The sequence below is a fragment of the Flagellimonas halotolerans genome (assembly GCF_035818535.1).
Lineage (GTDB): Bacteria > Bacteroidota > Bacteroidia > Flavobacteriales > Flavobacteriaceae > Flagellimonas > Flagellimonas halotolerans.
In genome coordinates, this window is sequence record NZ_JAYKYV010000018.1 from 494 (window position 1) to 26,399 (window position 25,906).

The 25,906-nt window shown below is 41.5% G+C and carries 23 protein-coding genes; 13 read left to right on the plus strand and 10 right to left on the minus strand.

The window, feature by feature from the left end; genetic code table 11:
* The coding region (locus VM932_RS15245) for a cadherin-like domain-containing protein (protein ID WP_326279901.1) at positions 1 to 3,714 on the minus strand (3,714 nt) is incomplete at its 3' end.
* A gap of 258 nt (positions 3,715 to 3,972) precedes the next feature.
* Between VM932_RS15245 and VM932_RS15250 the strand changes: the two genes are divergently transcribed.
* The 10 genes from VM932_RS15250 (at position 3,973) to VM932_RS15295 (ending at position 12,711) form a co-directional block, all read left to right on the plus strand.
* Entirely contained in the window at positions 3,973 to 4,134 is a 162-nt protein-coding gene (locus tag VM932_RS15250) for a hypothetical protein (RefSeq protein WP_326279903.1), read from the plus strand.
* 348 nt (positions 4,135 to 4,482) lie between these two features.
* On the plus strand, positions 4,483 to 5,568 hold the full coding sequence (locus VM932_RS15255) for a sensor histidine kinase (protein WP_326279905.1): 1,086 nt from the start codon (positions 4,483 to 4,485) through the stop codon (positions 5,566 to 5,568).
* A gap of 4 nt (positions 5,569 to 5,572) precedes the next feature.
* Positions 5,573 to 6,901: a sigma-54-dependent transcriptional regulator gene (locus VM932_RS15260; RefSeq protein ID WP_326279907.1), complete on the plus strand. Its 1,329-nt coding sequence runs from the start codon at positions 5,573 to 5,575 to the stop codon at positions 6,899 to 6,901.
* Between the two features lie 220 nt (positions 6,902 to 7,121).
* Positions 7,122 to 7,628, plus strand: a complete 507-nt coding sequence (locus tag VM932_RS15265) for a GreA/GreB family elongation factor (protein ID WP_326279909.1) — start codon at positions 7,122 to 7,124, stop codon at positions 7,626 to 7,628.
* Positions 7,629 to 7,680: 52 nt separating this feature from the next.
* Entirely contained in the window at positions 7,681 to 8,283 is a 603-nt protein-coding gene (locus VM932_RS15270; protein WP_326279911.1) for a hypothetical protein, read from the plus strand.
* A 30-nt stretch (positions 8,284 to 8,313) separates the two neighbouring features.
* Entirely contained in the window at positions 8,314 to 8,472 is a 159-nt protein-coding gene (locus tag VM932_RS15275; RefSeq protein ID WP_326279913.1) for a hypothetical protein, read from the plus strand.
* Between the two features lie 42 nt (positions 8,473 to 8,514).
* Positions 8,515 to 9,807: a Glu/Leu/Phe/Val family dehydrogenase gene (locus tag VM932_RS15280; RefSeq protein WP_326279916.1), complete on the plus strand. Its 1,293-nt coding sequence runs from the start codon at positions 8,515 to 8,517 to the stop codon at positions 9,805 to 9,807.
* 65 nt (positions 9,808 to 9,872) lie between these two features.
* Positions 9,873 to 10,292 (plus strand): GreA/GreB family elongation factor, encoded by a 420-nt coding sequence (locus VM932_RS15285; RefSeq protein ID WP_326279918.1) that lies wholly within the window; start codon positions 9,873 to 9,875, stop codon positions 10,290 to 10,292.
* Positions 10,289 to 10,675, plus strand: coding sequence for a hypothetical protein (locus VM932_RS15290; RefSeq protein ID WP_326279919.1), 387 nt, complete (start codon positions 10,289 to 10,291; stop codon positions 10,673 to 10,675). The genes VM932_RS15285 and VM932_RS15290 overlap by 4 nt, the downstream gene beginning before the upstream one ends.
* 182 nt (positions 10,676 to 10,857) lie before the next feature.
* Positions 10,858 to 12,711, plus strand: coding sequence for a SulP family inorganic anion transporter (locus VM932_RS15295; RefSeq protein WP_326279921.1), 1,854 nt, complete (start codon positions 10,858 to 10,860; stop codon positions 12,709 to 12,711).
* 416 nt (positions 12,712 to 13,127) lie between these two features.
* Here the strand turns inward: VM932_RS15295 and VM932_RS15300 are convergent, their stop codons facing one another.
* Positions 13,128 to 14,492 (minus strand): hypothetical protein, encoded by a 1,365-nt coding sequence (locus VM932_RS15300; RefSeq protein ID WP_326279923.1) that lies wholly within the window; start codon positions 14,490 to 14,492, stop codon positions 13,128 to 13,130.
* A gap of 124 nt (positions 14,493 to 14,616) precedes the next feature.
* On the opposite strand from VM932_RS15300, the gene VM932_RS15305 reads away from it, so the two are divergent.
* Positions 14,617 to 15,870 carry a hypothetical protein gene (locus tag VM932_RS15305; RefSeq protein ID WP_326279925.1) on the plus strand — a complete coding sequence of 418 codons (1,254 nt, stop codon included), beginning with the start codon at positions 14,617 to 14,619 and terminating at the stop codon, positions 15,868 to 15,870.
* Between the two features lie 55 nt (positions 15,871 to 15,925).
* Here VM932_RS15305 and mnmE read toward each other — a convergent pair whose 3' ends face one another.
* The gene (gene mnmE / locus VM932_RS15310) at positions 15,926 to 17,296 is read right to left on the minus strand and encodes a tRNA uridine-5-carboxymethylaminomethyl(34) synthesis GTPase MnmE (RefSeq protein ID WP_326279927.1); all 1,371 of its coding nucleotides are present in this window, start codon (positions 17,294 to 17,296) and stop codon (positions 15,926 to 15,928) included.
* An 83-nt stretch (positions 17,297 to 17,379) separates the two neighbouring features.
* Here mnmE and VM932_RS15315 point away from each other — a divergent pair, with 83 nt between their 5' ends.
* Positions 17,380 to 17,748 carry a DUF4870 domain-containing protein gene (locus tag VM932_RS15315; protein ID WP_326279929.1) on the plus strand — a complete coding sequence of 123 codons (369 nt, stop codon included), beginning with the start codon at positions 17,380 to 17,382 and terminating at the stop codon, positions 17,746 to 17,748.
* Between the two features lie 2 nt (positions 17,749 to 17,750).
* On the opposite strand, the gene VM932_RS15320 is transcribed toward VM932_RS15315, so the two are convergent.
* The 7 genes from VM932_RS15320 to VM932_RS15350 all read right to left on the minus strand — a co-directional run bounded on the left by VM932_RS15320 (position 17,751) and on the right by VM932_RS15350 (position 24,816).
* Positions 17,751 to 18,725 carry a GNAT family N-acetyltransferase gene (locus tag VM932_RS15320; protein ID WP_326279931.1) on the minus strand — a complete coding sequence of 325 codons (975 nt, stop codon included), beginning with the start codon at positions 18,723 to 18,725 and terminating at the stop codon, positions 17,751 to 17,753.
* 87 nt (positions 18,726 to 18,812) lie between these two features.
* Entirely contained in the window at positions 18,813 to 19,895 is a 1,083-nt protein-coding gene (locus tag VM932_RS15325; protein ID WP_326279933.1) for a hypothetical protein, read from the minus strand.
* A gap of 153 nt (positions 19,896 to 20,048) precedes the next feature.
* A complete protein-coding gene (gene dnaN / locus VM932_RS15330) occupies positions 20,049 to 21,167 on the minus strand; it encodes a DNA polymerase III subunit beta (protein ID WP_326279935.1) in 1,119 nt (372 codons plus the stop codon).
* 120 nt (positions 21,168 to 21,287) lie between these two features.
* Complete coding sequence (gene gldG, locus VM932_RS15335; protein ID WP_326279937.1) at positions 21,288 to 22,952, minus strand: gliding motility-associated ABC transporter substrate-binding protein GldG; 1,665 nt, start codon at positions 22,950 to 22,952, stop codon at positions 21,288 to 21,290.
* On the minus strand, positions 22,952 to 23,683 hold the full coding sequence (gldF, locus tag VM932_RS15340; RefSeq protein WP_326279939.1) for a gliding motility-associated ABC transporter permease subunit GldF: 732 nt from the start codon (positions 23,681 to 23,683) through the stop codon (positions 22,952 to 22,954). The genes gldG and gldF overlap by 1 nt, the downstream gene beginning before the upstream one ends.
* Entirely contained in the window at positions 23,683 to 23,985 is a 303-nt protein-coding gene (locus VM932_RS15345) for a putative quinol monooxygenase (protein WP_326279940.1), read from the minus strand. Before VM932_RS15345 ends, gldF begins: the two co-directional genes overlap by 1 nt.
* Positions 23,986 to 24,816: an SAM hydrolase/SAM-dependent halogenase family protein gene (locus tag VM932_RS15350; RefSeq protein ID WP_326279942.1), complete on the minus strand. Its 831-nt coding sequence runs from the start codon at positions 24,814 to 24,816 to the stop codon at positions 23,986 to 23,988.
* Positions 24,817 to 24,935: 119 nt separating this feature from the next.
* Between VM932_RS15350 and VM932_RS15355 the strand changes: the two genes are divergently transcribed.
* Complete coding sequence (locus VM932_RS15355) at positions 24,936 to 25,895, plus strand: PhoH family protein (RefSeq protein WP_326279944.1); 960 nt, start codon at positions 24,936 to 24,938, stop codon at positions 25,893 to 25,895.
* Positions 25,896 to 25,906 lie beyond the last annotated feature (11 nt).

Genomic DNA, 25,906 nt, shown 5'->3' on the forward strand with positions numbered 1-25,906 from the left:
ATCCAAGGGGAAGGCATCCTCGTTATCCGGGGTACCATCGTTGTCATCATCAGTATCGGAATTATTGCCAATTCCATCACCATCCGTGTCGGTATCCTCGGTTTCATCCAAGGAGAAGGCATCCTCGTTATCCGGAGTACCGTCGTTGTCATCATCGGCATCGGAGTTATTGCCAATTCCGTCGCCATCCGTGTCCGTATCCTCGGTTTCATCCAAGGGGAAGGCATCCTCGTTATCCGGGGTACCATCGTTGTCATCATCAGTATCGGAATTATTGCCAATTCCATCGCCATCCGTGTCCGTATCCTCGGTTTCATCCAAGGGGAAGGCATCCTCGTTATCCGGAGTACCGTCGTTGTCATTATCGGTGTCACAAGAATCAGCTATGGAATCTCCATCCGTATCTTCTCCGGTCAAGGTAAGTATTGCTGTTTCCATTTTAACATTGCCATTAATGTCCGTTGCTGCTATCATGATGGTATAATCCCCTAAATCGGCACAGTCAAAATCCGTACGGTCAATACTTATGCTTGCTATACCGCAACTGTCATAACTGTCAACTACAAAGGCTTCTGCTGTGATGCTGACCGACCCCGTGTCATTTAATTGGATTGCAACATCCTGTACTGTTATTGTTGGCTCAGTCACGTCCTTTAATGTAACATTGAAAGTGGTGCTATTGGTATTTCCGTTCCCATCATCGGCAGTAAGAGTAATGGTTTGTAGTGTTCCGTGCCCACGGATCACGGTACCCGCAATCGGTGATTGGGTGACTGCCACTGTCCCACAATTATCCGTTGCGGTCGTCAACCCCGTATAATCGGGAATGGTAAAATCACAGCTGGCATCCAAGTCTTCCTCTATACTCGTTATAGCGGTCAAAGTCGGAGCCGTCACGTCCACCAATGTAACATCAAAAGTGGTGCTATTGGTATTACCGTTGCCATCGTCGGCCGTCAATGTTATTGTTTGAACCGTTCCGTGCCCACTGATCACAGTGCCCGCAATCGGTGATTGGATGACCGTCGCCGTTTCGCAATTATCCGTTGCGGTCGTCAACCCCGTATAGTCGGGAACGGTAAAATTGCAGCTGGCATCCAGATCGTCCTCTCTATCCGATACGGCGGTCAATGTAGGAGCTGTCGCGTCCACCAATGTGACATCAAAAGTGGTGCTGTCGGTATTCCCGTTGCCATCGTCGGCAGTAAGCGTAATGGTTTGTAGTGTTCCGTGCCCACTGATCACGGTTCCCGCAATCGGTGATTGGGTTACCGTCGCCGTTCCGCAATTATCCGTTGCGATTGTCAACCCCGTATAGTCGGGAACGGTAAAATTGCAGCTGGCATCCAGATCTTCCCCTCTATCCGATACGGCGGTCAATGTTGGCACAGTCGCGTCCAGCAATGTGACATCAAAAGTGGTGCTGTCGGTATTCCCGTTGCCATCGTCGGCCGTTAATGTTATTGTTTGTACCGTTCCGTGCCCGCTGATCACGGTGCCCGCGATCGGGGATTGGGTGACTGTCACCGTTCCACAATTATCGGTTGCGGTCGTCAATCCCGTATAATCGGGAACGGTAAAATTGCAGTTGGCATCCAGATCTTCCTCTCTATCCGATACGGCGGTCAAAGTCGGAGCCGTCACGTCCACCAATGTAACATCAAAAGTGGTGCTGTCGGTATTCCCGTTCCCGTCATCGGCCGTTAATGTTATTGTTTGTAGTGTTCCGTGCCCACTGATCACGGTGCCCGCAATCGGGGATTGGGTGACTGTCGTCGTTCCACAATTATCCGTTGCGGTCGTCAATCCCGTATAATCTGGAACGGTAAAGTTGCAATTGGCATCCAGATTTTCCTCTCTATCAGATACCGCTGTCAATGTTGGCGGGATAAGATCATTAAAGGTTACATCAAAGGTTTGTGTCCCTATTTCACCCAAACTATCCTTAATTGAAATTGTAATTGTGCTTGTTCCTGCCGCATCCAATACAGGTGTTATTGCCAAGGAACGGGTATTGTCGCTTCCCGTAATTTTAATGTTCGCATTTGCAACCACACTTGTATTTGATGAGGCTGCGGTAACCATAAAGTTATTGTCCCCCGGAAAAGTATCCGTGATCGTTAAAGCAAGTCCCGAAACCGAACCATTAATACATTCAGACTGGTTTGTTATCACAGAACCTGAAGGCGTATCGTTGGATGTGGTCGTAAAAGAAACCTCACTACCATAGCTCGTCCCTTCGCTATTGATGGCATACGCACGAACGTAATATGTTGTTCCCTCGGTAAGCCCTGTGATTTCCTGCGTAAAACTACCATCTCCTGAACCAATTTGCACTTTGGTGTCAGCCGTTGTTGGTGTGCTTGTGGTGTTGTAAACAATACCGCGTTCGGTTACGGATGCCCCACCGTTGTCGGTTACGTTACCACCAAGGGTAGCTGCGGTATGGGAAATGCCTGAGGCAGTTGTGGTAGTTACGGTTGGTACTTCAAGCAAATTGATGGTTATTGTAAACGTCTGATTGGTCAATTCCCCACCGTCTGGGTCGCTCAGCGTAAACCCAAAACTATCCGAGGTCTGATTACCTACTGTATTGGTATACCTGAGTCTGTTATTGTTAATATCATCTTGTGTAAATGTTGCGTTTACCAAAAGTTCTTCTTCCCCGGAATCGAACGTATTGTTAAGATTGGCGTCAAGAAACAATGTCCCATGGGCAACGGCGCTGGTAATAGTTGCGGTCAGTTGGGCATCATCCACAGTTTCATCATCATTAAAATGTAATTTACCACTGTCTATGTTTCCTGTTTCTCCTTCTGTTACCGTTAATCCAGTATTGGCATCCACTATTGGAGCTGCATTGGGAGCACTTGTTGTAAAATTCACTACACCGCCATAAGTTGTTCCCTCAGTATTGGTGGCATAGGCTTGGTAATAATAGGTAGTGGAAGCACTCAGTCCTGAAATGACTTCATTAAAAACACCTGTGCCACTACCATCAGGCACATCAGTTACTCCACCTTCACCAAGGGTTGGGGTATTGTCGGAACTGGAATAGACGAAACCTCGTGTGGTTAGAGTTGCGCCGCCGTCAGAGGTTACATCGCCATTTAAAGTGGCTCCTGTGGCGGTGATGGATGAGGTGGCTGAGGTGGTTACCGTTGGGGCAGTTGCTGGTAAAACGGCTTGTTCAAAATTCAAATCGTCAATATCCGCCATCATGTTTGTACCAGAGATGGTCAATGTCGTTATATTATCAAAGCCTGATTGTGCTGTGAAGTCATAGTTTTGGTAGAATACATAAGTTCCATCATTGGCACTCAAGCTAAAGCTTCCACCATTATCAGACGTAAACTGAACAGGAGTATCAGACAAAATATCCATCGACATACCAGTTATCTGAAATGTACTACCGTTGTTTGCACTTATAGTAACACTATTTATTCCTCCATTAGCATTTTTATCGAATTGAAGTGCATAATCACTTGTTCCACCCTCTGATAAATTAAAGGTATCATTAAATGTGGCATGGCGATAGGTTGACCCATTTCCTGAAATCTGATACCGCACTCCATCAAGTGTAAAATCGTTACTGATTAAATCAAAGCTGGTGTTATCATCAAAATTTTCATCCGAAGGTGCCTGAGCATGAACAATTGATGAAGTGATACCAAAAAATAATAGAAATAAAATAGAGTGGGCCGTTATTTTCATGAAGGAAAAGTGTTAAGCTTTTTTAAAACAGGGCAATACTATAACATTATACTTTTTCCTACATATAAATGTTGTGAATCTAGATAATTATGATGCTTAAGCTGATATGTTTTGTAGGCTTAATATTGTTAAATATTATTGTTTGAATACAAAAAATTGGAACTGGCTGTAAGTCGGCTTTGTATTCACCAATTCTGAAACCATCATATTCTATCTCCATATCTTACATTTTTATGTATTCCATTATTTATTAGTCTGTTGCATAAAAAACGGGGACAGTTTACTTGCACATACTATATTTCACTGAACTATGTCAGGGGTGACGCAGCAGCGGTATGCAGGGAACTGGAACTGAACCCTTCGGTATTGGGGCGTTGGCGCAGGGCGGCCAAAAAAATACGGGGAGAACGGTTTCCCTGAAAAGGGAACCCTCAAGTTTACCGATGAACAAAGGCCGTTATCGGTTTATAAACAAAAAACAAAGCAACATTGAGTTACCTTTTAAAAATAGGGTTTTCAAATGACTGGTCAAACATCCTTTTGGCCTCATAAAGGATAAAAAAGTCTTTTATCGTTATTTTTGTTACTCATTGTATGCGCAAACATGGATAACCAAAATAATGTGATTATCCTATTTGAACCTAAGTTCCGATCCAATGCGAATACTATAGTTCATATTTTACAAAGTTTTTTGATTACATTTTCGTAACTATTGGACAGCAGTCTTGGTACCCATGTACCATTATCAACCAAAATTTTTAGATACCCATGATAAATACCGATCAAAGATTAAAGGAACGGGTCAAAGAGTTGACCTGTCTCTATGAGGTCACTTCAATCATCGTGAATTCCGGATACGACGAACTGTCCACTTCCCTGGAAGCCATCGCCTATTGTTTAAAAAGGGGGTGGCGGTTTCCTGAAGAAGGCGAGGCAGCAGTGTCCATTGGTGCATACCAGGTACAGACCAGTGGATTCAAGGAGCAAATGATCTGCCTATCTTGTGATGTCATTGTATTCAATAAAGTAGAAGGAACCATATCCGTAGGTTATCCAGCTTCATCCTACACTCTTGAAGACTTTCTTCCAGAAGAGCAGACCCTACTGAAAAATGTATGTCTGGCCGTCGGTAACTTTATGGAACGCAAGCAGATCCATGATAGCGAAGAGGAAACTAAAAGACAAATGGAACGTAACGATCGTTTGCATATCATGGGAGAGATTACTGCCGGAATAGCCCATGAACTCAATACTCCTTTGGCCAATATTTTGGGATTTGCAGAATTGTTGCTGGATGAAACTACCGATACGAGAACCAGAAGTGATTTACAAACGATTTTGGACAATGCCATTTTCAGTAGGGAAATCGTAAAGAAACTGATGTTCTTTACCTGTGAAATGCCACAACAAATGGAATTGATCGAGCTAAATAAGGTAGTGGACAGTGTGATACGTCTGATGGGGCCATCCCTTAGGGCAAAACAATTATCGGTCATCAAATCCTACGACAATGATGATTTCCGGATTCGGGCCAATACGGTCCAATTGACCCAGGTCATGTTCAACCTAATTATGAACGCGGCCTACTACTCACCTGTACACGGAGAAATAAAGGTAGAGATACTTAACGGGGAACAAAAGATTATCATTAATATCATTGATCAAGGGGAGGGCATTGCACCTGATCAGGAAAACAAGGTATTTGAACCATTTTATACCACCAAACCAATCGGGGAAGGGACTGGTCTTGGTCTAAGTGTCGTTCATGGAATCATCAAAAGTTATAAGGGCACCATTACACATAGGCCCAATGTGCCAAAAGGTACTATTTTTACCATCGAGTTTCCAAATTGACGCCATGCCATTGAACAAAGAGAACATTCTCATCGTAGATGATGATATCAAGATCTTGGAACTATTGGCAAGAAGGCTCAAAGAGTTTAACTACCATGTTTTTAAGGCGATATCCGTTAAGGAAGCCTTGTTTATACTAAAGGATACTTCAATAGATCTGTTGATAACGGATATTCAAATGCCGGAAGTCGATGGCATTCAATTATTGAAGTATGCCAAGGAACATTATCCCAACATACCAAAATTGGTGGTTACCGGATACCCATCTGTTGACGGTGCCTTGGAAGTGATCAAGTCGGGTGCCATGGACTATATGGCCAAGCCCTTTACAAAAGCAGAACTCAAAATGGCCGTGGAAAGGGCGTTGGAACATGGGAGAGCGGACCAAGCATCCATTGCAAATGTTCCATCCCGAACGCAAAACCTACCGTTCAAGGAGATGGTGGGCAATTCCACAGCCTTCAAACAAGTACTTACCATTATAGACAGGGTAAAGAACAACCGGGCAACGGTATTGATACATGGTGAGAGCGGCACTGGAAAGGAATTGGTGGCGCGGGCCATACATTATTCAGGAAAATACAGCAAAGGGCCCTTTATTGCGGTGAACTGCGGAGCCATTCCGGACAATCTGCAAGAGGCGGAATTGTTTGGTTATACCAAGGGGGCCTTTACAGGGGCAGACCAAAACCGGAATGGTTTTTTTCAGGCGGCATCCGGGGGTACGCTCTTTTTGGACGAAATAGGTAACGCCTGTTTGGATGTACAGGCCAAATTATTGAGAGCACTGCAGGAAAAGGAAATTACAAAGGTCGGTTCCAGAACCTTGGAAAAAGTCGACCTTCGTATTGTTGCGGCCACAAATATGGATCTCTTGAAGGAAATCAAGAAAAAAAACTTCAGGGAGGACCTCTATTATCGTTTGACCGTCGTTGAGATAAGGGTACCCCCGCTGCGCCAACGAAGGTCCGATATTCCCTTACTTGTTGATCGATTCCTCCAAAAATACGGCATGGAATATAGGGACCGTTTGTTGCGAATCGATTCCGAGGCCTTGAAAATTATGGAACGTTATCCTTGGCCGGGAAATATAAGGGAACTTGAAAATGTGGTACAACGAGCGGTTATTATGGCGGATGGCCCGATTGGTACCAAAGACTTACCGGACTTTTTAAAATATGAGATAGACTTTCCGGACGAGGAGTTAATACCCTTAAGGGACATGGAAAGAAAGTATATCAAGCGGGTGCTGCTCCATACCAAAGGGAACAAGACCAAAGCAGCTGAAATTTTAAAGATCAGTCGAAAAACGCTGCGCGACAAGCTCGATTGATTTGGTCAAATTCTTACCAACTGGTCAGAAACTTACCGATTCTAATTTTTCAATCTTTCTCATTTACACATGTTAGTTGCTGTTAATCAGTGGCATACTTTGAATTCTATTCTTTTTGCCTTTTAGGGCATGGCATTTGCCATTTAGTGTTCCGAATGGTTTTGAGTCGGTCGGGCAGAGATAAAACCGACCGAACCACTATAATTTGAAAACGCTAAGGATGGTAAGACACTCTTTGAGATACGGAAACCTTGTTTTGGAAAGATATGATTTCTTGATGATTAAAAAGTACATGCAAGGTCCACTGGGTTTGGAAGATTATACCCATGAAAATGCATTGGCCTTGTTGGAGGAAAATTTATTGGATGCCGTTGTTGTGTATGAAAAGAATATGCCCTCAGAGGTTGTAAGACTGTATTCTACCGTTTCGGTTATCAGCTCCTCGGGTATGGAAGAGTGTTTTCAATTGGTACCACCGGATCAAGTCGATTTGGCAAAGGGCCGGATATCTGCGCTCAGCAATTTGGGCTGTTCAGTTCTTGGACTATCGCAAGGGGACATCATTAGGTATGGTGTGCCCAGTGATTTTGTTTCCTTGCGTTTGGCAAAGGTTGAGCAAGTTGATACCAAGACCAGACTGGCCATCTCAGAGAAGGAGTTACGCACTTTATTCAAACGGAATTTAATGGAAAAGATGTTCGATGAACTGGAGCTGGAATCAGCCTAGGGTTATTTGGATGTCGATACTAGAAACATAAAGTTAGCCAAATAAAAAAGATATGAATACAAAACTAACATTAAAACAACGCATACTGATAGGGTTTGTACTAGCGTTGGCCTTTTTCTTGGTGCTGGGATCCAATTTGGTGGACCGTAGACATTTTTCGACGATACAAAAAACGATTGAATCGATCCATGATGATCGTGTGGTGGTACAGGATTATATTTATCAGTTGAGAAATTTTCTGCACGATAGGGAAGTGGAGGTTTTGGAAACCGGAAACATTGAAAAAAACAATGAACATTTTGGGCAAATCACGGCCATCCTTGATGATTTTGCTGCGACCGATCTGATTCGGGAGGAAGCTGCATTTTTAAAGCGCTTGCGTCAACAATTTTATGGCCCGTCAGGCTTGTCGAGCGTATATGGGAAAGGGGATAAATCAAAAATTTTGGAGCACATCCATAGTACAAAGAAAACCTTGGATGCTCTTGAGGAAATTCAAATTGAAGAAAGTGGACATCTGACGCGAATCTCAGAAAAATCATTGAGTGTCAATAGAATGTTGTCCAATTTGGAAATCGGTTTTATGATTATCATTGGGCTGTCCATACTGATGTTGGTTTTTCAGCCAATCAAAACACTGTATCCCATTCATTGATGAAAAAATATAACATAAAAAAACAGTCCCATGAAGGAATTTGTACGGAGTTTATGCTCCACCTGTATTCACCAATCGTATTGTGCTTTGAGCAGTAATAGGTCAAATATCAACTTATGTAACGAATATCGCCAATATATGGATGATGGTAAGGAACCTACCATAGTGGTTTCGGATGAAATGTATTAACAAACAAGTAGTAGGTACGGCGTACCCAATAAATAATTTTTTATGACAACAACGTTAACATCAAAAAGAAAGCAGCCAAAACAAGGCATGTTGGACAACGTTATGCGCCAGTTCAATAATGCAGCGGATATTATTGAACTGAATGCCAACATTAGAAAGATACTGGAAGTCACCAACACTGAATTCGTAGTGCATTTTCCAGTACGCATGGACAATGGGGAGGTAGAGATCTTTAAGGGCTACCGCGTTCAGCACAACAATGCACTGGGTCCCTATAAGGGTGGATTACGTTACCACCCCACTGTGGACATCGACGCGGCCAGAGCTTTGGCCATGTGGATGACTTGGAAGACCTCTTTGGCCGGATTGCCCTATGGTGGGGCCAAGGGAGGAATACAATTAGATCCTACCAAATATTCCCAGGACGAACTGCAACGAATCACGAGAAGGTTTACCTATGCTCTTGGGGACAATATTGGACCGGAACTGGATATCCCAGCACCGGATGTGAACACCAATCCTCAGACGATGGCTTGGATCTTGGATACCTATATGTCTACCAAATCGCCCAATGAACGTTCTAAGAACCTGCATGTGGTTACGGGCAAGCCCATTGGTGCCGGAGGTTCCGAAGGGAGAGACCGGGCAACGGGCTATGGGGTTTTCCTGACCATCAAATTTTGGGCGGAACACAAAAGGATTGATCTAAAGAACAAAACATTCATTGTACAGGGTTTTGGTAATGTAGGCTATTGGGCCGCCCATTTTCTAAAAAATGAAGGAGCCATACTTACTGCTGTACAGGATGCTTATGGAAGTATCCATAATGATGAGGGCATTTCACCAGAAGACCTTTTGGACTATGCAAGGGCCAATAAAGGCAGTATATCGGGCTATGCGGGGGCAAGTCCCCTCGACAACAACGAATTTTTTGGTTTGGACTGCGATATCTGTATTCCTGCTGCCCTGGGCAACCAGATTACTGTGGACAATGCCCATAAAATTAAGGCTAGCCTGATTGCCGAAGGGGCCAATGGGCCGACTGACGTTCAGGCGGAGGAAATCCTTTTAAAACGAGGTATTGATATTATACCGGATATCCTATGCAATTCAGGTGGCGTTATAGGAAGTTATTTTGAATGGTTGCAAAACCGCAACGGAGAAATATGGCATTTGGACGAGGTTTTGGAGAAACTGGAAAGAAAAATGAGAGAGTCCTTCAACAAGGTCGCGCACAAAACAGAAACAAAGAACCTGGATATGCGTACGGCCGCCTTTGTCATCGCCATAGAGCGACTTGAGGACACCTATATCCAAAGGGGTATTTTTCCATAATCCAATGTCATAATTAGGTTTCCACATGAATGTACTGGAGACTTTAAAATATAAAAAAAGAAATTATGAAGTACGGTAGTTTAGTAATTGAAAAAAAAGAATATGTCCTTTTAAAACGGTTAATGAACCTATCAGGATTCTATAAAGACAATACCCTTAAGAGTTCGGTGAAAAAGCTCGTGGGTGAAATGGAAACAGCACGGATATTGGATGAAGCACAAATGCCGGATGATGTCATCCGGTTCAATGCCATGGTGACCATAAATTCCGATAATGGATGGCACAAAAAGTTCAAATTGGTACTTCCTAGCCGAAGTGATGTGAAAAATAACCATATTTCAATCCTGACCCCTATGGGAGCAGCGGTCATGGGATATGCCAAGGGGGATTCACTGGTTTGGGAGTTTCCTTTTGGAAACCAAAAATTGACCATTGAAAATGTAGAACAGGAGAATGAACCCATAAACCTAAACATGGTATTATGAAGCAGGTGAACAGACCCCATCTTCATGAGTCCTTAAACCAGATTATAGTTAAAAAGGATAAGTTGGAGATTGCCAATTGGATCGAAACCATGGAGTTGATCAGCAATGAACTGCAATATTTGATTCCATTGGAAAAACGCCTATTGGGAGCACCTGCGGTAAACCAAAGCCTTTTGACAGTCCAACGGGAAAACCAACTTCGATTGGGCACCCTGTATAGGTATGAAAGGACAATGATAAATGCAATTGAGTACGATACAACGGAATGTGACGCCTATTACCTCCATGCCCATGAGAAAAATCGAGATGGTTTTATGGACCATATCAAAACGTATACAGCGCTTAAGCTAACGTTGCTATCCAAGATCTTGGAACGTTTCTGAGCGAAACCTTAATAACAGGTCCACATCAGTAGTCATATCAATTTATTCAAAATAAAGGATTAGAAACCTTGAATACGTTTGAAGGTCATTTGATTATCAATGTTTGATAATTTATGAACCGGTATCCTTTAGTATGTTGATCAGCCACTAATGTGTCGATCCAAAAAACAATCAAAATATTTATGAAGCATTTTTTTTCTAATTTTAAAGGAGATTTATTTGGTGGCATTACAGCGGGCATTGTAGCCCTTCCCTTGGCCTTGGCCTTTGGTGTCAGCTCGGGTATGGGTCCAAGTGCTGGGTTGTACGGTGCCATATTCATTAGTTTTTTTGCAGCCTTGTTTGGGGGCACAAATACCCAGATATCCGGACCTACGGCACCTATGACCGCTGTTAGTATGGTTGTCGTTGCTGGTATTGTGGCTATGAACGATGGTGATCTCGAGAAAGCATTGCCGGCCATTTTACTGGTGTTTCTATTGGCAGGGCTAATGCAGATCATATTGGGCCTTGCTGGGCTTGGAAAATACATTCGCTATATCCCGTATCCTGTAGTCTCAGGCTTTATGACGGCCATTGGAGTAATCATCCTTGTTACCCAAATGTTGCCTTCGATGGGTTATTACCCCAAAGAAGATGCCGCTTTTGTGGATCAATTCAGACCTCGTGCGGAAGAGGTTATTCTTAAGAATATTCTCAATGAGGAATCGAACGAAGGAATATTGGTACTTGAGGATTTTCAAGAAACTCTGGATAGGGCAGGGGAGGTCTCGGAGGAAAGTATCCGGAAGGAAGCTCAAACCTTGGCCAATAAAGATGCTTCTGGAGTCATAGGTACGATCAAGGTCTTGCCCAGGGCTCTACAACGGATAGATTGGTTGGAACTTGCTCTGGCATTGGCCACTATTGTGATCATCTATGGATTTAAAAGAATTACAACCGCCATTCCCAGTGCCCTGGTGGCTTTGTTGGTCGTTTCAGGAGGGGCCTATGGGTTTGGACTGGATTACAGGCCTATCCAACAAATACCCAGCGGTTTTCCTGTGCCCCATTTGGACATCTTTAGTGAATTTAAATTGAGCTCGGTAACCCCCTATATTTTTACGGCCTTGACCCTGGCTCTTTTGGGAGCCATAGATTCGCTATTAACTTCCGTGGTTGCAGATAATATGACCAAGACCCAACATAAACCTAACAAAGAATTGATGGGGCAGGGTATTGGAAATAGCATTGCTGCAGTTTTTGGGGGAATACCTGGTGCAGGAGCCACCATTCGTACCGTGGTCAATATCAATGCAGGCGGGAAAACAAGGTTATCAGGGATGATTGCAGGTATTCTTTTGCTCATCGTATTATTGGCCTTGGGGCCGATAGCCTCCAAAATACCCGCAGCGGTACTTGCCGGGATTTTGGTGACCGTAGGTATCGGGGTAATAGATTACAAAGGACTGAGGGCCGTACCTTATTTGCCCAAGGATGTCAAGTTCGGACCTTTCAAGTTAAGTTCTGAAGTGTTGATAATGTTGGTGGTCATGGTGTTGTCCTCTATTTGGAACTTGGTCTATGCCGTAGGTATCGGTTTGGTAATCGCTTCCTTGATGTTTATGAAAAAAATGGGAGACTTAACGGCCAAACGATCTGATGTCAAAACCTTGAAAGAGGAAAAGGGATGGGCGGATGAGGTCAATTTTCCGGAAGACCTTAAAAAGGAAGTTTTTATTAAACATTTGAAAGGCCCCTTGTTTTTTGGGTTTACAAGCGAGTTTCAACAATTGGCCAAGCAAATCCCAAAAACGGCCTCCACGGTGGTCATCCGAATGGATCGCATGCAGTATTTAGATCAATCTGGACTTTATACTCTTGAAGATGTTTTGATGGACCTTAAAAATACAGGTGTTACCGTACTTTTTGTGCATGTTTTGGAGCAGCCCAAGTATATGATGGAACGGGTTAAATTGATACCTTCCTTAATTCCTGAGGATCAAATATTCGATGATTTTGAAGCATGTACCTCCTACATTAAGAAAAATGCATAGGGTTAAGGGTAAGTTACATCACTGAAAATTATCGAGGAACGGAGTATTATATTTGGGTTAACCAATTCTGGAGGATACTTTTTTGATCATGAGAAGACAACGGTTCCGTTAGGGTTGCTAAAGAATAGGCTGTCGTTGCTATAATGCCTATTAATAGAACTGCTAATGAAATGGGCGGTAACCGTTGTTTTTTCCCATGGTCTTGCCCAAGAAGCAAAGATCGACCACCATTTCATTATAGGTGTACCATCCACTTTTCATGATATGGTTCAACTCATGTTTGAATTTGTCTTTTATAAATTATAGCTTTCCAAGCTCTACCATATACATAGACAAAAACAGGTTCAGGTAAGGCAGTCAACATCCAATGTTTCCCAAAAGTCCATTTAGGGGTTCACATAAGGAAACATAATGGCTCATTCTATTGAAACCCCATTCAAATCTTCCAACTTGGCCACACATCCCCAATTATATTTCTGACGTTTATCGCCCGACAGCACAAAGGTCAGTTCATTGGAGCCTTTGGATAACTTCAGCACGGTTTGTTCATCATTCACGAAAACCCTGCCTTCCATGCCCTTTTCCGGAGGTGGCCTAAAGTTCATTCCCCCATCGAACAGGATTTCGGAATTCAACAAGACCACCAGGTGGTCCGCATAATCAAAATTTAGTTTGACATCCCTATCGGAATCAGATACTATGGTACAGGTCAGGGCGACCGTTTTGTTCATATCATCATAAAAACGGCTGATGTTCAAAAGCCCATCCATATCGGCCGTTACCGTTTTAAATTTTTCCTTGTAATCGAATAGGGAATCCACTTGGGAGATAAAGTTCACGGAGTCCTTGGCAAAGGGTTCCGATATTTGCCACTTGGTCAAATAGTTTGGAGAAATCATTTTTTTGGTATCCCGTTGTTTTGGCGCATTGGAACTTTCAATTTCCCGAATGGATACATCGCTAAAGTAAACTTGGCCAAAGTTGCTGTACAGGCTTATACCGCCTTTATTGGAATCGCGCTTTAGGTTATCAACCACAAAGGTAGGGGTATCCATATCCTCAACATAAACGGACATTTTGTCTTCAATGACCTCCACCTTTACATGGACCCAAGTACTTATGTCCAAGAATACGATGCCATCTTCCCGTTTCTCGAAAAGCAGCGCTTTATTGCTTTGAGGATCGTAAATATAGGAAATGGTTTCATCGGGAAAGTCCAAGAACGATTCCTCCGAGAATATGATGCCTTCCTCCTCCAGTACCTTTAAAAGCTTATCGCTCACTTTTCCATGAACCAGTTGATTCTCCAGAAAAGGTGGTAAGATGGCCACTTCCTTTCTCGGATATTCGGCACTGCCTTCATATTTGGGATAATTATAGAGCTGCCAAGGCAAGCTGCCATTATAAATGGGAATGTACTGCAGCGCATCCTTTTTTCCGCTCATCATCATTCTCAGGTACAGGTATTCGTAATTTTCTTTATCCCGAACCCTAAAGCCCAATCCAGGAACTTGGCCATTACAATGAAACTCCAGTTGAAAGTTCTTGAATTCTTTGCCATTGAGATAAGCCTTTTGACTTGGTTCCAGAAACATTGCGTACTTTCCCTGATGGTCCACAACTTTCAACGTATCCGTAGAACCGTCCACATTTTCAATCCGCCAATTATTTTTGGTAAAGGCCAATTCTTGGGCAGGAATGTTTTTTTTGTTTTCTTGAAGGCATGATACTGGAGCAATGGCCACGACAAGTATCAAGAAGTTTCGGATGCTGTTTTTCATATTATGATCTATTTTTGATATAATCGACTTACGGTATACCAATGTAAAGTTACCTGCAAAGTTTTGAGGTGAATTGGTTGTTCATCTTTGTTCAAGTTTGTTCATAGTCGGCATGGATTTATAAATGGAGAAGTTTAGGAAACATATCAAAGCCTGTTTTAAACGGGTAGAGGAAAAATTGGGCAAAGGACCTTGCAACAAGTGGGACACCCATGATTTTAAGACTCTCAGCGAGAACATTCAGGAAGAAACGGGCACATTATTGAGCGTATCCACACTAAAACGACTTAGTGGGAAAGTGAACTATGCATCTCACCCGAACAAGACTACTTTGAATGCACTGGCGAACTATATCGGTTTCAAGGACTGGGGCGCATTTTCCAATTATTGTGATGGTAAGTTTGTGAAAGGGAAAAAAGAGGGCAAAGCGAATTTGCCGATGAAACCTTTAATAGCCTTTTTATTGCTTGGTATCGCGCTTTTTTCATCCGTATTTTTGACGGCAAGGAAAAATGATACCATCTATAATCCTGATGATTTCGCTTTTAACGGCAAGTCGGTCACTATGGGGCTTCCAAATTCCGTTGTTTTCAGGTACGATGCATCTGCGGCAGATGAAAAAGCGAAAATAGAGATCCAGCAGGATTGGGACGAGAGCAAGCGGGTACTCGTCAATAAAAACGACAGTGTTTCCACCAGCATTTATTACCGACCAGGTTATTTCAAATCCAAACTCGTGGTTGATGAAACCATTGTGAAGGAAAAGGGTATCTTGATTCCAACATCGGATTGGGTGGGGGTCATTGAGACGGATTCTATACCTATTTATTTGGACAGGAAGGATTACCGTTCGAAAAAAGCCTTATCCATTAAAGCCAGCTCGTTGAAGAAATATGGGGTGGACCCACGAGCATCAAGAACTCCTGTCGGATTCTATCAAATCAGGGACTTTGGGGAATTATATACTACCAATTTTGAAATGACAGCCTCAATCCGGAATGATTTCAAATCCGGTAAGAGTCAATGTCAAACTGCCCAATTGGTGATTGTTCACGAAGATGGACCAATAAGTATTATGCTTGCCGACAAAGGGTGCATTTCCGATATTATGTTGTACGCATTTAATAAGACCATTGATGGAAAGAAAACAGATCTTTCCGGTTTCGGTGTGGATTTTACCGACTTTGTCGAAGTGAAGTGCATTTCAAAGGACGGGAAATTGGATATTGTAATGGACAAACAACCCATATTCTCATTTGAAGTGCCTGATATTCCAAAAAAAATCGTCGGTCTCAGCATCCATTTTGAAGGAGCCGGAACGGTCCAGCATGTATCGTTTAAAAATAATGGGGAAATCCTGTATTCTACCAACTTCTAAATACTAAAAATCCGATAAAATTCTACTTTTTTCTTAAGCCTAATTAAAATTGAAATTACTTTCCGATACAGAAGTTAGAAAAAATATTGCCTAATAAATCATCTGTGGTGACGCTTCCTGTAATTTCTCCCAAGTGATAAAGGGCTTGACGGATGTCGATGGCCATCAAATCGCTGGACAGTTCCATATCCAACCCTTCTTTGACCTTTTGAATTTCTTCCAAAGCCTTCAACAACGCATCGTAGTGCCTGCTATTGGTGATGATTGTGGTGTCGCCACTCAATGCTCCTGAATCCACCAAAGCAAGTAGCCTACTTTCCAGTTCAGAAATACCTCCTTTATGCTTTGCGGAAAGGAAGAGCACATCCGGTATTTCTGATTGGATTTTTTCCTTTTGACTTAGATTTAAAAGATCCATTTTATTACAAATAGGCAACAACTGTTTATTGGGATATCGAGTCTGAATTTGTTCCAATTCCGTTTTGTCAAAATCCATTCCATCAAATAGGTAAATAATGAGCCTAGCCTTTTCAATTTTGTCAAAAGTTCGCTCAATCCCTATTTTCTCGACCACATCCACGGTTTCGCGGATTCCTGCCGTATCAATAAACCTAAAATTGATGCCTTTTATACTTATATGATCCTCGACCGTATCTCTTGTCGTTCCCGCAATTTCACTAACAATAGCCCTTTCTTCATTGAGCAGTACATTGAGCAAGGTTGATTTCCCCACATTCGGTTGACCCACAATGGCTACGGGGATTCCATTTTTTATCACGTTTCCGAGTGCGAAGGAATCAATCAGTTTTTTTAGCACCTCACTGATTCGGTTGAGCAGTTTGTTGAATTGGGTTCTATCGGCAAACTCCACGTCTTCCTGGGAAAAATCGAGTTCCAGTTCAATAAGCGAAGCAAAGTTCAGCAGTTCTTGCCGCAGTTCTTGGATTTCATTACTGAATCCACCGCGCATCTGCTGCATGGCAATATCGTGTGCCGCTTCACTATCACTTGCAATTAAATCCGCCACAGCTTCAGCCTGACTCAGGTCCATTTTACCGTTTAAGAATGCCTTTAGCGTAAATTCTCCTGGCGATGCTGAACGACAACCATTTCTCAACAAAAGCTGAATAATCTGTTGTTGGATAAAAGGGGATCCGTGGCAGGAAATCTCCACAACATTTTCACCGGTATAAGAGTGTGGTCCTTTAAAAATAGAAACAAGAGCTTCGTCCAAAATCCTTTCTTGGTCCACAATATGGCCCAAATGAATGGTATGGCTTTTTTGTTGGGCCAGTTTTTTCCCCCTGATTGATTTAAAAAGAGTATCCACCAAGGTTATGGCATCTGGTCCTGAAACCCGAATTACGGCAATGGCCCCTGTTCCCGAGGCTGTTGCCAAGGCTACAATATTATCTGTGTACGACATGGATGCAAAAGTACAAATTAGCTGGTGTTTGTAACATTTTTAGTGATTTGTATACTTATAAAGTGAATCATCAAAATCAAAAAATGGAAGTCATCAATCAAAAAGCAGTTAGAACGGACAATACCTTGTTGGCCGTGACTCATCTTACACAACTTTTATCGTATGTTACAGGATTTGGAAGCCTGATTATACCCTTAATCATTTGGTTGTCCTCAAAAGACAAGGTGGAAGGAATGAACGAGCATGGAAAGGCCATTATCAATTTTCAGATTAGTCTGATACTTTACATCATCATTAGTATTCCTGCCATCCTTCTTTTGGGCTTGGGAATACTGGGCTTGATAGGAGCGGGAATCCTTGGGTTTATACTGCCTATTGTTAATGCGGTCAAGGCTGCAAATGGCGAATCTCCATCGCATTTTATGACGATTCAATTCATTAGAAAAAATTAATTTTAAGGATGTATAACCTGAAATTCATCTAGTTTGGAAAGCCTATCTTTAAAATATGTTTTTGGACTTTTAAATTTTAAATAAACTAAGATTGATGCCATGTTCTTTAACATTAATGCCCAACTTATGAAAAACGCTATAGTCTTATTTGCTAAATTGTATTTATAATATAATGTTTGTGTATGATACTTGTATACGGCATTGGAAAACTTGATTTTATAGTCAAACTCTCCCCATCCAGTATCCAATAATTGAACATTATTTTCAAAACACCATTCTAATTGTTTTGCAAACATTTGCTTGCCCAAGCTATACTTATGGTAATGGTTGTCAAAAGAAGCTACAGCAGCAAACATTATATTCCCATAGTGGTAACTAAGGGATATTCCTATTGGTATAGAGTTTTTATAAAGTACAAGGAAGGATGCTTTACGTTCTTTAATTTTTTCAAAAACAGTTTTTTTATAAAATGACCACTTGGTCAATGCAAAATGGTTTTTGTCTAGTTTGTCAAATCGATTTTTGATGAACTCTTCGAGTTTTTCAAAAAGTAAACTGTAAGTTTTTTTATCAATTTTACCATAAAATATTTTTGAATAAACGTTATGGTCGCGCTGAAGTCTTTGATAATCCTGTCGAAGGTTTTTGAATTTTTTTTTACCTAGTTGAACTCTCAAATATTCACGTGAGGATGTAAATTCAGAGAGGTACATGGCGTATCCTAAACGGTATGTTTTTGTAAAACTAAGGTATGAGTCTTTAAAATTACCTTCATTATTTAATAAAAATGGTGGAATGCAATTGACAACATGTACATGTTTTTTTTGGTTTTCTAAAGAATTATTATTTTGGAAATATACTTTAGGAATGCCGTCTATTTTATCATAAAATTCAGGTACTCTACCTTTTTCAAAAAAGTCAAAATAAAAACTATGGCTTTTGATTTTAGGAATTCCCATAAAGAGATTAGCTATCAATTTGGTTTGACAATCAAAGAAAGTTTGCTATTAAGAAAGGGGCATTTTATTATAAAATGCCCCTTTTTTTGTCTAATTACGACTTTATTAATTTGTATACTCAAAATATGTAGCCCAGTTGTTTCCAGGGAAATCACATCCATCAGCCCAAGCTGTTTCTTCACAAGGGCTGCACTCCAAAGATATAGGGATAATTAATGGTTGAACTGCTTCAGGGAATAAAATAACGCCTGTTACATCACCACATTCGGGAGTAAAATCAACTCCATTATCTTGAGCTAGTGCTGCCAATTCATCAACGTGGTCAGGGGTAAATGACCCAAGGCTACACTCTTCACAGGATTCATCTTCAATGTCATCCAAAAGTTTCCAAATAGCAAATTGTAAATCTCCGTAAGTATAGGCTTCCCCACTGGATGGACTCAGTTCACCAACAACATTTTGATTCAATAACCAATTGACTAAATCAAAATTTTCTGGATATTCAAAAGCACCATCAGGAAGTTCTTCATTTAAAGAATAAACATCTGCGGTATAACAATTATTTAGTTGGATAGGGGAGTCGTTATCAATACACCAAGCGCCGTATAATCCAGAGAGCAAGCCATCACCTATTGTAATGTTAAGATAGGCATCTGGTCCTTGATCAATAGTACAAAACTCTATAGTTTCCGGTAGATTGGCTACAATGGTTTCAGGTGAGTTCGAGACGCATTCCACAACTGCATGTGCAGCAATGTAGGGCCCTTTTTCGACAGGCACCTCATACGTAATAGTTTTTTCACACTCGAAATCATCAGAGTACTCAAAATCTCCATTTTTAGGATTTCCGGCATTGGTGATTGGAAACTCTTCGGGCGCATTTACCACAGATAAGTGGGTTTCAGTAATACACCATTCATCATTTGTAATTTCATAGGTGATTAAATAGTTTCCCTCAGCTTCGGATACGGTCACTTTCCCTACTTCAATGTTTTGTCCTGCATAAAGAATGGCTTCTGACTTAAGACATTCTTCAGAAAAATCAAATTCAATAGAGTTATTGTTTTTTGGGGCTTTGAGGTTGCTTTTTCCTGCTATAGCCTCCAAGTTTTCACCTGCAGGCTCTACATCACAAGCAAAAAAGATTAATGCGAATATCGCAAGAATAGCTAGTGTTAATTTTTTCATATTCAATAGTTTAAGGTTTAAATAAAGATTTGTTAAAATTATGCAAATAGGATAATCTTAAATCTTTTAAACGATAAACGAGCAAATTAGTCGATTAATAGTATGAAAGTAGAGGTAACCCCTTGATTTTTAAGGAATTTTGTAAGAATTTACCTAGTTATTCAGCATCACGGGCATCACCAACATGGTCACATGTTCGCCTTCATCCAAACCGTCGATAGGGGTAAGAATACCTGCCCTGTTGGGTAAACTCATTTCCAAAGAAACTTCATCAGAGGACAAATTGTTCAGCATTTCCAATAAAAATCTGGAGTTGAAACCAATTTGCATATCGTCACCTTGATAAGAACACGATAATCTTTCCTCTGCCTTGTTGCTGTAATCCACATCCTCAGCAGAAATATTAAGTTCGGCACCGGCAACCTTTAAACGTATCTGGTGCGTGGTCTTGTTAGAGAAAATGGAAACCCTTCTTACCGAGCTCAAAAATTGATTTCTCGCTATGGTCAACTTGTTTGGGTTTTCCTTCGGAATCACCGCTTCGTAGTTCGGGTATTTGCCATCTATCAACCGACATATCAATTCAGTGTTGTCAAAATAGAACTTGGCATTGCTGTCATTGTACTCTATGGTCACTTCGGATTCGGAACCTGCCAAAATACCCTTTAACAATGTCAATGGTTTTTTGGGCATGATGAATTCCGCCACTTCGGAAGCAGTTACATCTTGTCGCTGGTATTTCACCAATTTATGGGCATCTGTGGCCACAAAAGTCAGATTCTCTGGAGAGAACTGGAAAAACACCCCGCTCATTACTGGGCGAAGATCATCATTTCCTGCAGCGAAAATGGTTTTGTTGATGGCTGTAGCCAAAATATCGCCCAATAGGGTAGTGGAGCTCGGATTAGAGACTTCGACCGCTTTAGGGAATTCCGCTCCATCGGCATACGCCAAAGCATATTTACCGTGGTTGGAACTGATTTCTACCGTGTTGTTGTCCTCAACAACAAAAGTCAAAGGTTGTTCCGGGAATGTTTTTAGGGTATCCAACAACAAACGTGCTGGCACGGCAATGGTACCTTCCGAATCGGAATCCACTTCCAAAACGGTACTCATGGTAGTTTCCAAGTCCGATGCGGAAACGGTCAATTTACTTTCTTTAAGGTCGAACAAAAAATTGTCCAGGATGGGCAAGGTGTTGCTATTGTTGATAACTCCTCCCAAAACCTGAAGCTGTTTCAATAAATATGTACTGGATACAATAAATTTCATCAACGAAATACTTTAGTATAGTTGCTCTTTTAGCAGATTTCCTTTCAAAAAGGGCATATAAAATCAATAAAAACAAATATATCCCAAATGGATTTAGCAGAGAAACAAATTTATCAACAGTTAGGCGGTAAACTTACGCTTTCTGTAGTAGCTGAAAAACAAGCCGAACAACAAGGTTAAAACAACTGGCAATCCAATGTTTACAAGCTGCCACTTGGTTTTGTGTTCTGCTATTTTTTTGACATCCAAGAGCGGGATGGACACTTTCTTGTTCCGAATGTTAATAAGCCCACTATTGTCTAATAGGTAATTTGTGCTGTTCACCAAGAATTCCTTGTTGCCATAAAAGCTGTTGGTCCATTTATCGTAACCCAATTCCAAGGGTCTGCCTTTGCGTAATTGGTTTTTGATGATGTCCCCATCCGAAATTACGATCATTTTGTTTTCGGGGCCTTCTTCCATCGTGTTTTGTAGCTTCAATGGTTTTACCCTGTTCTGGTACATGGATGTGAAATTGCCCTCGATCAAAACGGCCAACGGTTGTTTTCCGTTGTTATATAATTCTCGATCGGGCTGTTGGTTGATCATATCCAAACTCACAACTCTGGGTATTCCATCGGTTTTGGAAAGCGGAGAACTCTGCAACAGGATTGTCTTCTCATAATCGTTTTCCAAAACGTCCATAGGGCTGGCAAACTGAAATCGTACCGCCTCAATATTTGTGTTGATGGGATGATTGTTCTGCGAAAAAACCATGGGGTAATAAAACCAGGGTAAGGGATTGTATTGCGAATCGTTTCCTTCGCCCGTAGCCAAAACTATTTGAGTGAAATAAAGGTCGTTCACCAAAACAGGATTGATTCTAACCCCGTATTTAAAGAACATATCCTTTAAATTCAAATCTCTGGGAACAGCAATGGCTTTTCCACCGCCAGCATAAATGCTGTCCATTTCCATATTTACTTGGTCCATCATCCAAATGGATTTACCTCCTTGAACCATATATTGGTCCATCACATATTTTTCTTGGTCGGTAAATGCCTCCGTTGGCTTTGCAATGATGGCCAAATCAAACCCTTTGAGTTGATTAAAAACGTTTTGCGGATCGCTGGACACTGAATCTAACGTAATGGCGCCAATGTTGTAATAATCACGAATGGTGGTCAAGTAATCCGCAATAAAAATATCATCCAGTTCGCCATTTCCTTTGATGACGGCAATGCTCTTTTTCTCTTCAATGCTGAGTTTGGTAAAGGCATCTGCAAAGGCATATTCCAATTGTTGTACCGAATTGTTGATGCGCTCCTCTGCCGTAGAGCCCAATTTATTCTTCAGCAATGGTACTTTTACGGTCTGGTCGTTGTAATTGACCATGGCCCAAGGGAAAACCAGCTCATTGGAAACCTTTCCGTTTTCCTCTACGGTAACATTGGCGGGCTGTAACCCCAAGCTTTGCAATTGGGCAATCGTTTCTTCTAGATCTTCGCTGTCCTCCAAAGGGTCCACCAAATTATACTTGATGTTGCTGTTTTTTGACCCGAAGGATTCCAATAATTGAATGGTTTCCGTTTTGAGTTTAGAGAACTCTGCAGGAATGTTGCCATCCAACAACACATCCACAATAACGGGTGTTTCAAATTTTTGAGCCACCGCTACGGCAGGCTCAGAAATGGTATATCTTTTATCTTCGGTAAGGTCAAAACGGGTGTACACAAAACTGGCCAATAGGTTGATGACCACCACGGCCACAATCACTTTTACTATGGATACAAAAAACTCCCCCATTACCTTGGCAATTGTTTTAAACGTTGAAAAGTGAGATACAAAAACAATAATGTCAATGAGATAAAGTAGACCAAATCTCGGGTATCTATCACGCCTCTTGCAATGCTATCAAAATGCGATTTTGCCCCCAATTCTTGAATGGTTTGTTGGGTTTCTCCGTTCGAAAACAAGGAAGAAGCTGCATCAAATCCATTAAAAATCAGAAAACAGACCAAGACCCCAACTAAAAAAGCAATGATTTGATTATCCGACAGCGTAGAAGCAAATATCCCGATGGAGGTATAGCAAGCCATCAAAAATAGCAATCCAAAGTAAGAGCCCAATACCACCCCGAGGTCGTAATTGCCCTCTACCATGCCCAATCCTGAGATGGCAAAAACATATACTATGGTCGGAACCACGGCAATGACACACAAAAGGAAGGCTCCCCAAAATTTACCGACAACCAATTTCCAGATAGAGATGGGTTTGATCAACAATAATTCGAGAGTGCCCATTTTACGCTCTTCGGAAAAACTTTTCATGGTAATGGCGGGCACCAAAAAGATAAAAATCCAAGGAGCCAGTAAAAAGAAGTTGCTCAAATCGGCAAAGCCGTAATCAAAAATGTTGTATTCGCCCTTGAACACCCACAGAAAAAGTCCATTGAGCAGTAAAAACGAACCTACGATTAAATAACCGATGGGCGATGTAAAAAAGGACCGTACCTCTCTCTTAAAAATTGCGAACATTAAGATGGGTTTGTTGATTGAATTTTATGAACACTCCAAGCTTCGGGCTTACCGGAGAACAATTTTTTTGTATTGCTCCACACCCTTTTGAAGAAATCGGAATTTCTATAATTTTCCAGATGCGATTCCGTATCCCAAAAACTATAGGTGAAAAATATATTGGAATTAGTAATGTCTTGATATAACTCTACCATATTACATCCTTCAAAAGCCAAGATGCCATTTTTCGATTCTTCAAAGATTCGCTCAAAACTAGCAATATTTTCGGGTTTAAAAGTCAGTTTTACAATGCGTATCAACATTTACAGGAAATTTATGGTTACGGTATCCCTGTAATTCAGTCCAAGCAGGGAGGAAGCCCCCCCAACGGAATTCAGATCACTTTTGTAAATGGCAAGCTCTATGTAACCCGCAGAGTTGAACAGGGCCAAGGCATCGCCCGGACCTTTGCGTTGGTTTCGCTCTAAATTATAATTGATGATGCCATTATAGCTTTGATGCACTTGCCGTATTTTGGTGGTCCGTGCAATGATTTCAAAATCACGCCCGCTTCGGTAAGCTTCAAACAGGCTTTTCTGAATATTTGTGACCACGTTTCCGTAGTTATCAATATATATAACGTTACCTGTAATGGTTTTGCCTTCGTTGCTGATTCGTGGTTCAAAATCACGTAGCTCTTTCAAACGTTCCAAAGGTTTGCCAATTACCTCCAACTTACCGCCACGCGCAATATGGCAGGCTACTTGAACAAATATGTTAAGAACGGGAAACGAACCGGATTCGGCATTGGGTATATTGATTTCCACGACTTTTTCGGGTTCCACTTCAGAAGTTATCAAGGAAATAACCCCGCTATTGGCACTTACAAAATAGTGCCTGTCCACCTGCACTACAATATGCTCGTTTTCTGGCGAAATTTCCGAATCGACCCCAACTATATGGACCGTTCCCTTTGGGAACGATTGGTAGGCATTTTTAAGGATATAGGCACATTCCTGAATGTTAAAAGGACTGATAGCATGTGAAATATCAACAACGGAAATATCGGGGAGATTGCTCAGTATTGCCCCTTTCACAGCACCCACAAAGTGGTCCTTATATCCAAAATCTGTAGTCAAGGTTATTATGGCCATGCAATACTGTTGATATGTTTTTCCGTGTTCAAATTGATTTTTAGTTAAGTTTGTTTGTAAAATTAGTCAAAAAAGAAAGAATAAAATTCTTCAAAAACAACTGTAACACCTCACAATTTTTGAACGAACTTGTAATTGAACTTACGGAGATTAGCCCCCAAGAATTTTTTGGGCAACAAAATGCCAATATTGAGCTGCTGAAAAAATATTTTCCAAAGCTTAAGATTGTGGCACGGGGGAACAAGATAAAGGTATTCGGCGATGAAGAACTTTTGGAAGAGTTTGATAAGCGCTTCGATGAGTTGACCAGTCAGTTTGCCAAATACAACAAGCTGGATGAGAACATGATCGAGCGGATACTCACCAGTACCAGCAAAGCCGATTATACCTCATCTTCAAGCAGTGGAGATGTTTTGGTACATGGGGTGAGCGGCAGGTTGATAAAAGCCCAGACCGCTAACCAACGACGTTTGGTAGATGCCTGCAAAACGGATGATATGGTCTTTGCCATTGGCCCTGCGGGAACGGGAAAAACCTATACAGGAGTAGCTTTGGCCGTAAAAGCCTTAAAAGAAAAGCAGGTAAGGCGCATAATCTTAACGCGTCCTGCGGTAGAGGCAGGAGAGAACCTTGGTTTTCTGCCGGGCGACCTTAAGGAAAAACTGGACCCGTACATGCAACCTTTGTACGATGCCCTTAGGGATATGATTCCTGCTGAAAAATTGGAAAAATACATTGAGGACGGTACCATACAAATTGCTCCGATGGCCTTTATGCGCGGTAGAACGTTGGACAATGCTTTTGTAATCTTGGACGAGGCACAGAATACTACCCATGCTCAAATGAAGATGTTCCTGACCCGGATGGGCAAGAATGCCAAGTTTTTATTAACGGGCGATCCAGGGCAGATTGATTTGCCAAGAAGGGTAATATCAGGGCTTAAAGAAGCTTTGCTTATTTTGAAGAATGTGGATGGCATCAGTATTATTTATTTGGACGATAAAGATGTGATCCGACACAAATTGGTGAAAAAGGTGATTGATGCCTATCAAAATATAGAGCACCAGAATCAATTCTAACATAAATATGG